At 73.7% G+C, this 13,868-nt stretch carries 9 protein-coding genes; 7 read left to right on the forward strand and 2 right to left on the reverse strand.

All coding sequences use genetic code 11. From position 1 onward, the window contains the following. The 4 genes from UK12_RS18470 to mfd all read left to right on the forward strand — a co-directional run. The coding region (locus UK12_RS18470) for an SMI1/KNR4 family protein (protein WP_045304129.1) at window positions 1-498 on the forward strand (498 nt) is incomplete at its 5' end. 52 nt (window positions 499-550) lie between these two features. Beyond that, window positions 551-3,061: an SUKH-4 family immunity protein gene (locus UK12_RS44475; protein ID WP_197084973.1), complete on the forward strand. Its 2,511-nt coding sequence runs from the start codon at window positions 551-553 to the stop codon at window positions 3,059-3,061. A gap of 350 nt (window positions 3,062-3,411) precedes the next feature. Beyond that, on the forward strand, window positions 3,412-4,644 hold the full coding sequence (locus UK12_RS18480; protein ID WP_045304131.1) for a hypothetical protein: 1,233 nt from the start codon (window positions 3,412-3,414) through the stop codon (window positions 4,642-4,644). A 450-nt stretch (window positions 4,645-5,094) separates the two neighbouring features. Then, window positions 5,095-8,727 carry a transcription-repair coupling factor gene (mfd, locus tag UK12_RS18485; protein WP_045304132.1) on the forward strand — a complete coding sequence of 1,211 codons (3,633 nt, stop codon included), beginning with the start codon at window positions 5,095-5,097 and terminating at the stop codon, window positions 8,725-8,727. A gap of 157 nt (window positions 8,728-8,884) precedes the next feature. On the opposite strand, the gene UK12_RS18490 is transcribed toward mfd, so the two are convergent. Next, window positions 8,885-9,097, reverse strand: coding sequence for a hypothetical protein (locus tag UK12_RS18490; RefSeq protein WP_231591282.1), 213 nt, complete (start codon window positions 9,095-9,097; stop codon window positions 8,885-8,887). A 359-nt stretch (window positions 9,098-9,456) separates the two neighbouring features. On the opposite strand from UK12_RS18490, the gene UK12_RS18495 reads away from it, so the two are divergent. Both UK12_RS18495 and UK12_RS43370 read left to right on the forward strand, forming a co-directional pair. Further along, window positions 9,457-10,098 (forward strand): SurA N-terminal domain-containing protein, encoded by a 642-nt coding sequence (locus UK12_RS18495; RefSeq protein WP_052681974.1) that lies wholly within the window; start codon window positions 9,457-9,459, stop codon window positions 10,096-10,098. Window positions 10,099-10,459: 361 nt separating this feature from the next. Continuing rightward, window positions 10,460-11,458, forward strand: a complete 999-nt coding sequence (locus tag UK12_RS43370) for a MazG family protein (RefSeq protein WP_045304134.1) — start codon at window positions 10,460-10,462, stop codon at window positions 11,456-11,458. A gap of 170 nt (window positions 11,459-11,628) precedes the next feature. Here UK12_RS43370 and UK12_RS18505 read toward each other — a convergent pair whose 3' ends face one another. Further along, the gene (locus UK12_RS18505; RefSeq protein WP_156178799.1) at window positions 11,629-12,057 is read right to left on the reverse strand and encodes an SDR family NAD(P)-dependent oxidoreductase; all 429 of its coding nucleotides are present in this window, start codon (window positions 12,055-12,057) and stop codon (window positions 11,629-11,631) included. 349 nt (window positions 12,058-12,406) lie between these two features. Here UK12_RS18505 and UK12_RS18510 point away from each other — a divergent pair, with 349 nt between their 5' ends. After that, window positions 12,407-13,660 (forward strand): cytochrome P450 family protein, encoded by a 1,254-nt coding sequence (locus UK12_RS18510; RefSeq protein WP_045304136.1) that lies wholly within the window; start codon window positions 12,407-12,409, stop codon window positions 13,658-13,660. Window positions 13,661-13,868 lie beyond the last annotated feature (208 nt).

Genomic DNA, 13,868 nt, shown 5'->3' on the forward strand with positions numbered 1-13,868 from the left:
GTCACCGAGGACCTGGTCCAGCGGGCCGAGCAGCGGCTCGGCCACCCGCTGCCCGCCGCCTACCGCAGCTTCCTCAAGCTGGCCGGCGGCCGCGGCCCGGCCGGGGTCGCGCTGGACACCGAGTTCGGCCTGCTGCTCGACCAGCCGTTCCTGACGCTCAGCGAGGAGTACGGGATCCGCGACCTGGTCTACGCGAACAAGTGCCTGCGTGACCACCTCACCAAGGACTACCTGGGCATCGCCTACGTCCAGGGCGGCCTGCTGGCGCTCAAGGTGCGCGGCGAGCAGACCGGTTCGGTCTGGTTCTGCCTCTACGACGACGCCCGTGACAGCGGCGCACCCGAGAACCCGGAGGACCGGGTCGCCCGGCTGCTGCTGCCCTGCGGCGCGAACTTCGACGAGTTCCTGCTCCGGCTGGCCGGGAGCCCGCCGGAACTGGAGACCGTGGCGGGAATGATGGTGGACGGCGGGTTCGCCCGGGCCGTACCGGTGAACTGATGCTGCGTACGGGCACGGGCAGCAGGAGGACTGAAGGGGTGGACCTGGCGTGGTGACGTACGCGCAGGCGCAGGAACTGGCCGACGACTGGATCAACGCGGGGGTGCCGCGCTCGCAGCAGCGCGAGGTCCGGGTGCGGGAGTTCGACCTGGGCTTCGTCTGCTGGGCGGTGGACCGGGCCAGCGGTCCGTCGGACACCGCAGGCGGCTCGGGCGGACCGGGCACGGAGATCCGGATGGTGATCGCGCGGGAGAGCGGCGCCAGCACGCTCTGGCCGCCGCTGCCCGTCAACGAGGTGGTCCGCCAGTACGAGGAGTTGTACGGCGGGGAGACCGCCCCCAACCCGGCCGGGGCGGCCAAGCCCGTACGCGGGACCGTCGAGGCGACGTCCTTCCTGCTCACCCCCCCGCAGTGGCTCCAGGAGGCCGGGCAGGCGGCGATCGCGGCGGAGTCCGCGCGGCTCGGCGAGCCGGCCGGGTCCGGCGGCTACGGGGGAGCGCCGCTCCCGCCGCCCGCGCAGCCGGTGCACCTGACCGCCCCGCCTGCCTCCGGCCGTCCGGCGGGCAGCGCCCCGACCATGCTCACGCCGCCCGGTCCGGCCGAGTCCGGGGGTGCTCCGGCGTCCGGTGTCCCGGCAGCGGGCGCGCCGCCGTTCCCGCACGCCCCCGTGCCGCCGGGGGGCGCCACCATCCCCTTCCCCGAGGGTCTTCTTCCCGGAGACCCGCAGGGTGCCCCCGCCCCCGACGGGCGGCCTGCGCAGGCGGGTCCGCCGCCGGTGGCTGGTCCGCCGGTGAGTGGTCCGGCCGCGGCCGGAGCCGCCGGGGGCCCGGGGATCGAGTACGCGCCCACGATGCTCGCGTCCGACGGCGCGCCGGGTCTGATGGGCCTGCCCGGAGCTCCGGGGCTGCCCGGTGGGCCCGGTGCGCCCGAGGGGCCGTCCGCCGCCGGTGCGGGGGGCCGTGCCGCCCCCGGTGCACCGCCGCCGCCACCACCCGCCGAACTGCGCGGCGCGCCGGCCGGTCCGGCCGGCCCCGGGGCCGGCGGCCGGGGGCCGAGCTCACCGCCGCCGCCTCCGCCGGCCGAGTTGCGGCACGCCCCGGGCGGCCCGCCCGCCGCCGGTGCGGCAGGCCGTTCCGCGCCGGGCGCACCGCCGCCCCCGCCGCCGGCCGAGCTGCGGGGCGGGGGCGCCCAGCCGGCCGCCGTCCCGGCCGCCCCTGCGCCGCCGGCTGCGAACCAGGCCGCAGCGGGCATCGCGTACGAGGCGACCCAGCTGGCGCACGCGATCGAGATGCCGCCCCCGCCGCACGCGCACGGCACACCGCCGCACGGCGGCCCGGCCGTCCCGCCACCCGGCCTGCCGACCGGACCGGGGCTGCCCGGTGCTCCCGGCACGCCGGGAGTGCCCCCTGCTGCGGGGCTGCCCGGGGTGCCCGGGATGCCGCCCGCCCCGCCCCCGCCGGGGCCCGTCCCGGTGCCGGGCGTCGGCTACGGCTACCCGGCCGTCGGGGCGCCGGGTGCGCCCGGACCTGCGGTACCCCCGCCGCCGGTGGTGCCCGCGCCTTCGGCGCCGGCCGCGCCGGGTGTCCCCGGGGTGCCGTCGATCGGGCCCGGCACGGTGGCCGTGGTCAGCTACCGAGGACCGGACGGCTCCGAGCAGAAGCTGATCCACCGCAGCGAGCCCGGCACCCCGCACCCGGAGTGGAAGGCGATGCACGAGCTGCGCCGCCTCAACGTCCCGCCGGACCAGGTGCTCGAACTCCACACCGACCTGGAGCTCTGCGACGTCCCCGGCGGCTACTGCGCCCGGATGGTGCGAGCCTCCTGGCCGAACGTCAGGCTCAGCCACACCGCCCCGTACGGCCGGGACCACCAGTCGCGGCAGGCGGGCATGGCGGTGCTGGTGGACCACGTCGACCAGCTGCACCAGCTGGCCGCGGCTCCGCAGCGTCCGCGGCCGGTCCGCGCGCCGCTGCCGCCGCCCGGCAGTGTGCCGCCGCTGCCGCCGCTCGCTCCGCAGCAGCTGGCGGGCGAGCTCGGGCAGTCCTTCGGGCCCGGGGTGTTCCGCTTCGAGCAGCGCGCGGTCTCCCGGCAGGGCGTGCCCGAGGCGGTGGCGCACACCCTGGTGTGGGCCGGGCTGCCGCGTGACTTCGCCCCGTTCTTCTGGGCCCACGCGCAGGAGGGGCGGCCCATCCCGACCCTGGCCGAGCTGGCGGCCGAGCGCGGGCTGCCGCCCGGGCCGGACTTCGGCGGCTACCTGGTGTTCGGCAACGACTACGGCCGCCAGCTCTGTGTGCAGTACGGCACGGCAGCGGTGGTCGCGGTCGAGATCGAGCCGGGCGGCGAGCCGCCGCGCTTCGTCAACAGCGGGGTGCCGGAGTTCGTCCGCAGCCTGGCTCTGCTCGGCCGGATGTGGCGCCTGCGCCACGGGCTGACACCGGACCAGGCGGGCCGGTGGACCACCGACTTCCAGGCCCAGCTCCTCGCCATCGACCCGGCCGCCCTCCAGTCGCCGGAGACCTGGTGGGGCGTGCTGCTCGAACAGTTCTGGGACGGCATTCTCTGACCTCGCGGTCCCGGTGCCGAGGTTGACGGGCCGTGCCGGATCCCCGGCGCGGCCCGTCCCCGTGCGGTGCGCAGGGACCGGTTCAGGACACCGGTGACGGGCCATCGACAGCTGCGGAACCGTCCGTGGGCCGTGCGGCGTCCTTACTGGTCATGCGCGGTGCGCGGGAGGTTTCGAGCCGTCGAGACAGGGCCGATCGGGGTGGTCGTTCACGCGGTCGAGCGGCGCTGTCCTGTTTGGGTTTCCTCCCTATCTGCGCAAAATAGCTCAAGAGGATGGGCCGACCGGTGCCGTCCTCGTCCACGTCCGACCATGGGCTGCGCAGCCCGCGAGCACGAGGGGAAGAGCCCATGAGCGATGCCGTCTCCCAGCACGGGTTCATGCTGACCCGGCGCGGGTACGCGCCCGACCAGGTCGAGCGGGCACTGGTGTCCCTGACGTCCGAGCGGGACCGGGCCTGGGAACGGCTCAGCGTGCTCGGCTCGGGCATCCGCGAGATGGAGAAGCGGCTCACGGACATCGTCCAGGCCGCCGCCGACGCCCCCGAACCCGACTACTCCGGCCTCAGCGAGCAGGCCGCCCGGCTGATGGCCATCGCCGAAGCGGAGTCCATCGCCGTCCGGGAGTCCGCCGAGCGCGCCGCCGAGGACGCCAGGGACGACGCGTACGAGGCGGGACAGCAGGCCGCCACCGAGGCGCGGGAGTTCTCCACCAGCACCCGCGACGAGGCCGACCAGGCCGCCGGCCGCACCGAGGAGGGCACCCGCGCCGAGGCCGGGCGGCTGCGTGCCGAGGCCGACCGCGACTCCCGCAGCACCCGGGACATCGCCACGGCGGAGGCCGCCAAGGTCCGGGTGAGCGCGGCCGAGGCGGAGGAGCGGGCCGAGGCCAAGCTGGCCGAGCTGCGGCGCCGCGCGGACGAGATGTTCGCCGCCGCCGAGTCCAGGGCGGACGCCGAGGACGAGAAGATCGCCGCCATCGCGGAGCGCCGGCTCAAGGAGGCCGAGCAGTACCGCGAGGAGGTGCTGGCCGAGATCCGCAGCACCGACGCGGAGGCCCAGGTCGAGGCCGACCGGCTGCTCGCCGAGGCCCGCCGGGAGGCCGAGCGGATCCAGGCGGCGAGCGAACGCGAGCAGCTGGAGTTCGCCGAGCGCCAGGAGCAGGTCCAGCAGCACCTGGACCACATCAAGCAGACCCTGGCCGCGCTGACCGGTGCGGCGGTCGGCGCCGTCGAGGGGGCCTCGGCCGTACGGGCGCTGGAGCCGGCCCCCGTACCGCAGCCGGCCGCACCGCAGCAGGCCGCCGTCGAACCGGCACACCCGGCCCCGGAGCCGGCCGAGGCCATGACCCGGGAGCTCCAGGCCCGCGCGGTCCAGGCGCCCGCCACCAGTGAGAAGCTCACCACCGCGCTGCGCGCACTGCCGGCCGTCCCGCCGAGGCCGGCCACCCCGCCGCCTGCCGCACCGCCTGCCGCTCCCGTGCCTGCCGCCAAGGTGCCGGAGGCCGAGACGCGGATCATTCCGAAGATCGTGATCGTGGACGACGGTGCGGAGTACCCGAGCGAGGTCGTCCACCGCCGCTAGGCCCGGACTGCTTCTTCGTCGGCCGGGTCGCGCGGTTCCGCCGCAGCTGCGGACGGAGCGGGCCAGGACTCGTGGCGCCCTCCAGGAAAGGGCGCCACGACTCCCGGCGAATGGGCACGGGCGCCCCCACCCAGGGTCGCCCGGCCACGCACTCCCGACCCCCATCGGGGTGCGTCGGTGGCCACCGCCTCCATCCCCCACGGTTGGGTGCGGCGGGCACGCACACCATCCTGCGCGACCACCATGGACAGGCAGTGACAGGAGTATGTCCAGTTCATGTGATCTCCGCAGCGTGATCCGGCCGGGCCCCGGCGGTGCTCTTCACGTGCGCGTCGGCGCTGCGGCGTAGGCTGGAGTTCCCCGGGCGCGCCGCGTGCCGGGCCGTTCGCGTTGCCCGGCCGGTCGTCCGGCGCCTGGGCACTCCAGCCACAGGACGAAGAAGAGACTCGTATGAGCCTGTCCGGACTGCTCGATGTCGTCGCACGGGATGCCGCCCTCGCCGAGGCGATCGAAGCGGCGGCTGCCGGTACCACCGCAGGAGGCAGGCAGCATCTCGACCTGGTCGGTCCGCCGGCCGCGCGGCCGTTCGTGATCGCGGCGCTGGCCCGCTCGCTCGCCGGCCGGGCGGGTGCCCAGGGCCGTCCGGTGCTCGCCGTGACGGCCACCGGCCGGGAGGCCGAGGACCTCGCGGCCAGCCTGCGCTCGCTGCTGCCCGCCGACGCGGTGGCCGAGTTCCCGGCCTGGGAGACGCTGCCGCACGAGCGGCTGTCGCCGCGTTCGGACACGGTCGGCCGTCGGCTGGCGGTGCTGCGTCGGATCGTCCACCCGCGTGCCGACGATGCGGCGGCGGGGCCGGTCCAGGTGATCGTGGCGCCGGTCCGCTCGGTGCTCCAGCCGCAGGTGAAGGGGCTGGCCGAGCTGGAGCCGGTGGCCCTGCAGCGCGGTGAGCAGCACGATCTGGAGGAGGTGGCCCGCAGGCTGTCGGCCGCCGCCTACGCCCGGGTCGAACTGGTCGAGAAGCGCGGCGAGTTCGCGGTGCGCGGCGGCATCCTGGACGTCTTCCCGCCGACCGAGGAGCACCCGCTCCGGGTCGAGTTCTGGGGGGACGACGTCGAGGAGATCCGGTACTTCAAGGTCGCCGACCAGCGGTCGCTGGAGATCGCCGAGCACGGCCTGTGGGCGCCGCCCTGCCGTGAGCTGCTGCTCACCGACGAGGTCCGGGCCCGTGCCGCCGCGCTGGCCCATGACCACCCCGAGCTGGGCGAGATCCTGGACAAGATCGCCCAGGGCATCGCGGTCGAGGGCATGGAGTCGCTGGCGCCCGTCCTGGTGGACGACATGGAGCTGCTGCTCGACGTGCTGCCGCAGGGCTCGGTCGCGGTGGTCTGCGATCCCGAGCGGGTGCGGACCCGGGCGGCCGACCTGGTGGCGACCAGTCAGGAGTTCCTGCACGCCTCCTGGGTGGCCGCCGCCGCCGGTGCCGACCGGCCGATCGACCTGGAGATGATCGACGTCTCGGCGGCCTCGCTCTGGTCGCTGGCCGACGTGCGGGAGCACGCGGCGGAGGTCGGCCTGCCCTGGTGGTCCGTCAGCCCCTTCGCCACCAGCGACTCCGCGTCCTCGGCGGGTCCGGAGATCCTGGAGTTCGACGCCAACACGCTCAGCCTCGGCATGCGCGCGGTCGAGGCGTACCGGGGCGACACCGCCCGCGCGATCGCCGACGCCAAGGAGCGGCTGAACTCCGACTGGCGGGTCGTCATGGTGACCGAGGGCCACGGCCCGGCCGCCCGCCTCGCCGAGGTGCTCGGCAACGAGGGCATCCCGGCCCGGCTGGTCGCCGACCTCACCGAGGCTCCGACCCGGGACGTCGTCCACGTCTCCTGCGGCTCGATCGAGCACGGCTTCGTGGACGAGGGCCTCAGGCTGACGGTCATCACCGAGACCGACCTCTCCGGTCAGAAGTCCTCCACCAAGGACATGCGCCGGATGCCGTCCCGCCGCCGCAACGCGATCGACCCGCTCGCGCTCCAGACCGGCGACTACGTGGTGCACGAGGCGCACGGCGTCGGCAGGTACGTGGAGATGGTGCAGCGCACCGTCCAGGGCGCGACCCGCGAGTACCTGGTGCTGGAGTACGCCCCCGCCAAGCGCGGCCACCCCGGCGACCGGCTGTTCGTGCCGACCGACCAGCTGGACCAGGTGACCAAGTACGTCGGTGGCGAGGCCCCGACCCTGCACCGGCTCGGCGGCGCGGACTGGGCCAAGACCAAGCAGCGGGCCAAGAAGGCGGTCAAGGAGATCGCCGCCGACCTGATCAGGCTGTACTCGGCGCGGATGGCGGCCCCCGGCCACACCTTCGGCCCGGACACCCCCTGGCAGCGCGAGCTGGAGGACGCCTTCCCGTACGCGGAGACGCCCGACCAGCTGACCACCATCGCCGAGGTCAAGGCGGACATGGAGAAGTCCGTCCCGATGGACCGGCTGATCTGCGGCGACGTCGGCTACGGGAAGACCGAGATCGCGGTGCGGGCGGCCTTCAAGGCGGTCCAGGACGGCAAGCAGGTGGCGGTGCTGGTGCCGACCACGCTGCTGGTGCAGCAGCACTTCTCCACCTTCGCCGAGCGGTACGCCAACTTCCCGGTCAACGTCCGGGCGCTCTCGCGCTTCCAGACCGACACCGAGGCGAAGGCGGTCCTGGAGGGCCTGCGCGAGGGCTCGGTGGACGTGGTGATCGGCACCCACCGGCTGTTCTCCAACGAGACGAAGTTCAAGGACCTCGGCCTGGTCATCGTCGACGAGGAGCAGCGCTTCGGCGTCGAGCACAAGGAGCAGCTGAAGAAGCTGAGGGCCAACGTGGACGTGCTGACCATGTCCGCGACGCCGATCCCGCGCACCCTGGAGATGGCGGTCACCGGGATCCGGGAGATGTCCACCATCACCACCCCGCCGGAGGAGCGGCACCCGGTGCTGACCTTCGTCGGCCCGTACGACGAGAAGCAGATCTCGGCGGCGATCCGGCGTGAACTCCTGCGCGAGGGGCAGGTGTTCTACATCCACAACCGGGTCGAGTCGATCGACAAGGCCGCGGCCCGGCTGAAGGACCTGGTGCCCGAGGCGCGGATCGCCACCGCGCACGGGCAGATGGGGGAGACCCACCTGGAGAAGGTGGTCGTCGACTTCTGGGAGAAGGAGTTCGACGTCCTGGTCTCCACCACGATCGTGGAGTCCGGCATCGACATCTCCAACGCCAACACCCTGATCGTGGAGCGCGGCGACACCTTCGGCCTCTCCCAGCTGCACCAGCTGCGCGGCCGGGTCGGCCGCGGGCGGGAGCGCGGCTACGCGTACATGCTGTACCCGCCGGAGCGGCCGCTCACCGAGACCGCGCACGAGCGGCTGGCCACCATCGCCCAGCACACCGAGATGGGTGCCGGTATGTACGTGGCGATGAAGGACCTGGAGATCCGCGGTGCGGGCAACCTGCTCGGCGGCGAGCAGTCCGGGCACATCGCGGGCGTCGGCTTCGACCTCTACATGCGGATGGTCGGAGAGGCGGTGGCCGAGTTCCGCGAGTCGCTGGCCGGCGGCGGGGAGCCGGAGGAGGCGCCGCTGGAGGTGAAGATCGAGCTGCCCGTGGACGCCCATGTGCCGCACGACTACGCCCCCGGTGAGCGGCTGCGCCTGCAGGCGTACCGCTCGATCGCGGCGGTGAACTCGGAGGAGGACATCGTCCACGTCCGCGAGGAGCTCACCGACCGCTACGGCAAGCTGCCCGAGCCGGTGGAGAACCTGCTGCTGGTGGCCGGGCTGCGGCTGTTCGCGCGCCGCTGCGGCGTCGCCGACATCACCCTGCAGGGGCCGAACGTGCGCTTCGGCCCGGTCGAGCTGCGGGAGTCGCAGCAGCTGCGGCTGAACCGGCTCTACCCCCGCAGCCAGGTGAAGGCGGCGGCCGGGCAGGTGCTGGTGCCCCGGCCGAGTACCGGCCGGATCGGCGGCAAGCCGCTGGTCGGGCGGGATCTGCTCAGCTGGTGCACGGAGTTCCTCACCACGATGTTCGACGACCTGGCGGGGTCGAAGAAGTAGCGGGGCCGAAGAAGTAGCGGCTGCGCTCCGGTCGTTCGGCGGTCTCAGGCTCAAGTGGGCCTGGGACCGCCGTTTTCCCGTTCGGGCCCCTTGCACGTCACGCGACGGTCCACTGGCCGGTCTCGCGCGCCGGAAGGTCGCCACCTGCCTGGAGCACCTAGGGCAGAGCGCCGAGGCCGGTGCCGAGTACCACGCCCTGCTGGCCGCCCACCAGGCCAGGCTCGACGCCGGACTGGACACCGACCCCGAGCCGAGCTTCGAACTCCGCGAACACATCGGCCTGTTGGCTGCGGCCGCAGGTGACGTGGCGGCGGCCTGGCAGGGGCTGCTGCAACTGCTCTTCGACCGCGAGCGGCGGTTCGGACCGCACCACCCGGACGTGTCAAGCGCCTGCGGCAGACCCTGGACCAGCTGAACGCCCGCCGTACCGGAACCGGCCCGGTCACCGCTCCGGCACCGTCGGCCGCACCGGTCGCTCGGTCTGCCGTCGAGCCGCGTGCCGTGGATCCGCGCGCGGCGGGGTGGTCCACACCCGGTCCGTTTCCGCGAACCGGCGGTCGCTGAACCGCTGTTCGGTGGATCCGCACGACCCGTTCGGCGCAAGGTCTGGGCAAGGCGTCGCGCCGCTCCCTATTGTCTGTACCTGCCAGGAGAACCATCGGACACCGCACCAGCCACACCGTCCCCCGCGCCTCGGGCCCGGGGGCACCCCTGCCCGGGAGGCCACACGTGATCCGCACCAACTCCGCCCAGCGCCACACCCGTACGGCCGTCGGCGTCGCCGGCGTCCTGGTCGCCGCAGCAGCCCTCACCGCCTGCGGGGGTCCGGCGCACCAGGGTGCGGCGGCCGTGCTCGGAGGGCAGCGGATCACCATCGCGGCCGTGGAGGCCAAGGTGTCCGCCCTGCGGGACGAGGTCGACGCCCAGGGCAGTGGGCCGCGCACCGAACGCGCCGGGCTGACCAACCGGGCGGTGGCCGACCTGGTCCTCAGCCGGGTGGTCGACCGCGCCCTGTCCGACCGCCAACTCGACATCAGCCAGACCGAGATCAGCCAGGCCCGGGACTCCGACGCGAAGCTGCTCGGCGGGGAGAGCGAGCTCCAGCGGGAGCTGCTGCTCAAGCAGGGCGTCTCCACCGGGGACACGGCAGCCTTCTACCGGCAGCAGCTCGGCATCCAGAAGCTGGCCGCAGTCGAGGGCAAGGACGCCCGGACCGCCGAGGGCGACGCGGTCGTCCGCAAGGCCCTCGCCGCAGCCGGGACCGAGCTCAAGGTCGTGGTCAACCCCCGCTACGGCACCTGGGACCCCCAGCAGGTCTCCCTGATCGACACCACCCCCGACTGGCTCCCCCAACGCACCACCTCCAGCTGACAGGCTTTGCCCTCCCGGCGGCACAGGAGCCAGGGCACACCCCAGAACACGGAAGCAAGGGCGCACTACAGGGGCGCGGGGAACTGCGCGAAACCGGAAGGATCCCAGCGGCCAGCCGGGCTCCTTGAGCCAGTTGCACCTCTACACCCCCGGTGGGGCGGTGCACCCCGACAGGCCCGGTGGGGCGGTGCATCGGATTATCCGGATGATCGGTGCGGCATAGGGGCCTCTCGCTTCGTGCAGTTCCCCGCGCCCCTGAAGTGCACCCTTGCTTCCGTGCTCTGGGATGCACCCTTGGTTCGTGGGGCGGTCGGGGCGAATGGGGCGGTGGCCGGGGTGGGCCAGCAGGTAGGTTCGGAGGGTGGACGACACTGCGAAGCTCATCCTGCTCACCACCACCCACCGGGTCGCCCCCGGGCTGCTGTCCTGGCCGGCCTGGGAGGCCCTGCGTGGGGCCGCCCGAGTGCTGGCCGCCGACCCCGCGCACCCGCAGCTGCCCGCCCTCCGCCAGGCCGGGGTCGAGGTGGAGCTGGTCGAGCAGGGGCATGCTCCGGCGCTGGCCCGGCTGTTGGCCGAGTCCGCCCCGGCCGTCTGGCTCGGCAGCCCGGACGGCGACCCCGGCCTGACCGACGCGCTGGCCCGGATCGCGGTGGAGGAGGCGGGGAAGGCCCCGGAGATCGAGATCCTCCCCGGCTCGTACGACCTGCCCGGCGCCCGGCTGCTCGACCTGGTCTCGGTGATGGACCGGCTGCGCTCGCCCGGCGGGTGTCCGTGGGACGCCGAGCAGACCCACGCCTCCCTGGTGAAGTACCTGGTGGAGGAGGCGTACGAGCTGGTCGAGGCGATCGAGGAGGACGACCGGGAGACGCTGCGCGAGGAGCTCGGCGACGTACTGCTCCAGGTGTTCTTCCACTCCCGGATCGCCGAGGAGCACGGCGAGGACCCGTTCACCATCGACGACGTGGCCGGGGACATCGTCGAGAAGCTGATGTACCGCCACCCGCACGTCTTCGGGGACGTCGAGGCGACCGGGACGGCCCAGGTCGAGGCCAACTGGGAGCAGCTCAAGGCGGCCGAGAAGCAGCGCGAGTCGGTCCTGGACGGCGTCCCGGCCGGGCTGCCCGCGTTGGCGTACGCGGCCAAGCTGGTCTCCCGGGTCCGCCGGGCGGGCTTCACCGGGGTGCCGGACGAGCCGTACGGGCTGCCCGCCGAGCTGACCCCCGAGTCGACGGGCGCGCTGCTGCTCGCCGTGGTCCAGCGGGCCCATGACGCGGGGGTGGACGTCGACGCGGCGCTCCGCGCGGCCGCGCGCGGCTACCGCAGCGCGGTACGCGCAGCCGAGGGGCTCGCCACCGACTGACGGAGTGCCCACCCGACCGGGGAGCTGTCGAGGGCGCGGGGGCGCACCTCCGCAGCGGAGACAGGCGCCCTGACCTGCACCCCCGGCGCGCGCTCCCCGGGCGCGCACGCCCCGCGCCCGCGGCGCTGTCCGGCCTTCCGCGCCGCCGCCGGTGCTCCCGGCGGGGTCGGCTAGGCCGACCGGGGCAGGTCCGCGTGCTGCTGGAGCGGGCGGCGCTGGGTCGGGAGGACCTCGCTGATGGCGTCGCCGAGCAGGGCGAGCAGTTCGGCCAGCGGGTCGAGGTGGTCGGGCAGTTCGGCCAGCGTGACGATCCGCTCGCCGTCCGGGCCCGCGATGCAGAACAGGTCGATCGGGCCGAGGTGCTTGGCGGCGGTGTCCACCAGCGCGGCCACGTCGCTGGGCTGGTGGATGTCGCCGGACACGCCGACCACCGGGCAGCCGGGACGGTCGAGTTCGGCGGCGAGGTCCTCGGCGACACCGGCCCGCAGGTCGGCGACCAGGATCCCGGCGGCGCCCGCCGCGGCGAACCGGCGGGCCAGGCCGTCGCCGGACCCACCGTCGAGTACCGCGATGACCACCACTGCCCCGGCTACTCGCATGGCCTGCTCCTCCTTGAGCTGTGCCCTGTGGACGACTCCGCACTGTCGTCCATCAGAGTCATTGCGGAGGATCGTAGGCACTGCGCGAGCCTCCGCGACACTCATTACCCGCCAGGTGACCAGGCTCACTCCTGCGAGGATGCTCCAGTCGGCGGGGGCGGGCGCGTCACGGACCCCCGCAGCCCCGGTCACCTGGCCGTCACCACCCTGTCACCTCCGGCCGGTCCGCCGCCGGTCGCCCGTTCGAAGCACCGCTCCTCAAGAGAGCACTCGACGGCTCCTCAGCAGCTCTCGGCCCGCGTGCCGCCCGCGGCGACGCGTCGCCCCCACCGCCGGATACCGTCGTGGCATGCCGGAATCGCCCGAATCCACCCCGCAGCCGGAACTCTTCACCTGGGAGTTCGCCGCCGATCCCTACCCCGCGTACGCCTGGCTGCGCGAACACGCGCCGGTGCACCGCACCACGCTGCCGAGCGGGGTGGACGCCTGGCTGGTCACCCGGTACGCCGACGCCCGGCAGGCGCTGGCCGACAGTCGGCTGTCCAAAAATCCCGCCCACCACAGCGAGCAGGCGCACCGCAGCGGCAGGGTCGGCATCCCGGGGGAGCGGCAGGCGGACCTGATGACCCACCTGCTGAACATCGACCCGCCGGACCACACCCGGCTGCGACGGCTGGTGTCGAAGGCGTTCACCCCGCGCCGGGTGGCCGAGTTCGAACCGAGGGTGCAGCAGCTGACGGACCGGCTGATCGACGGCTTCGCCGAGCGCGGCTCGGCCGACCTGATCCACGAGTTCGCCTTCCCGCTCCCCATCTATGCGATCTGCGACCTGCTGGGCGTCCCGCCCGAGGACCAGGACGACTTCCGGGACTGGGCCGGGATGATGATCCGCCACCACGGCGGCCAGCGCGGCGGTGTGGGCCGGGCGGTGAAGCGCATGCGGTCGTATCTGGCCGAGCTGATCCACCGCAAGCGGGCCGACCTCGGCGATGATCTGATCTCCGGTCTGATCCGGGCCAGTGACCACGGTGAGCACCTGACCGAGAACGAGGCCGCCGCGATGGCGTTCATCCTGCTGTTCGCCGGCTTCGAGACCACCGTCAACCTCATCGGCAACGGCCTGTTCGCGCTGCTCCGCCACCCCGAGCAGCGGGCCCGGCTCCAGGAGTCGGTGCTGCGCGGGGAGAAGGAGCTGCTGGCCACCGGCGTGGAGGAACTGCTGCGCTACGACGGTCCGGTGGAGCTGGCCACCTGGCGGTTCGCGACCCGTCCGCTGAGCATCGGCGGCGTGGAGATCCCGGTCGGCGACCCGGTGCTGGTGGTGCTCGCGGCCGCGGACCGCGACCCGGCCAGGTTCGCCGAGGAGAACACCCTGGATCTGGCGCGCAAGGACAATCCGCATCTGGGTTTCGGCCACGGTATCCACTACTGCATCGGGGCCCCATTGGCCCGACTTGAGGGACAGGTCGCGCTGGCGACGCTGCTCACCCGGCTGCCGGATCTTCAACTCGCCGCCGACCCCGCTGAACTGCGCTGGCGCGGCGGTCTGATCATGCGTGGGCTGCGCGAACTGCCGGTTTCCTTTACCGCGCAACAGCCCTGATCTTCCCCGTAATCCGGTGGTCATTCTTGGGATTCCGGTGAGATGTGCCACACGGTGTCCGGAGACTTCCGGACACCCGGCAAACCGGGCGTGTCGGGCTGACGGCGTGTCCGATTCACCCTGTTTGGGGCCCTCTGAATACGCATCAAACCGGACAAAGTCGCACCGTTTGTAAGCGCACATAAACACACCGTAATTCCCGTGTGAT

Origin of the sequence: Saccharothrix sp. ST-888 (assembly GCF_000955975.1) — a bacterium.
Taxonomy (GTDB): Bacteria; Actinomycetota; Actinomycetes; order Streptomycetales; family Streptomycetaceae; genus Kitasatospora.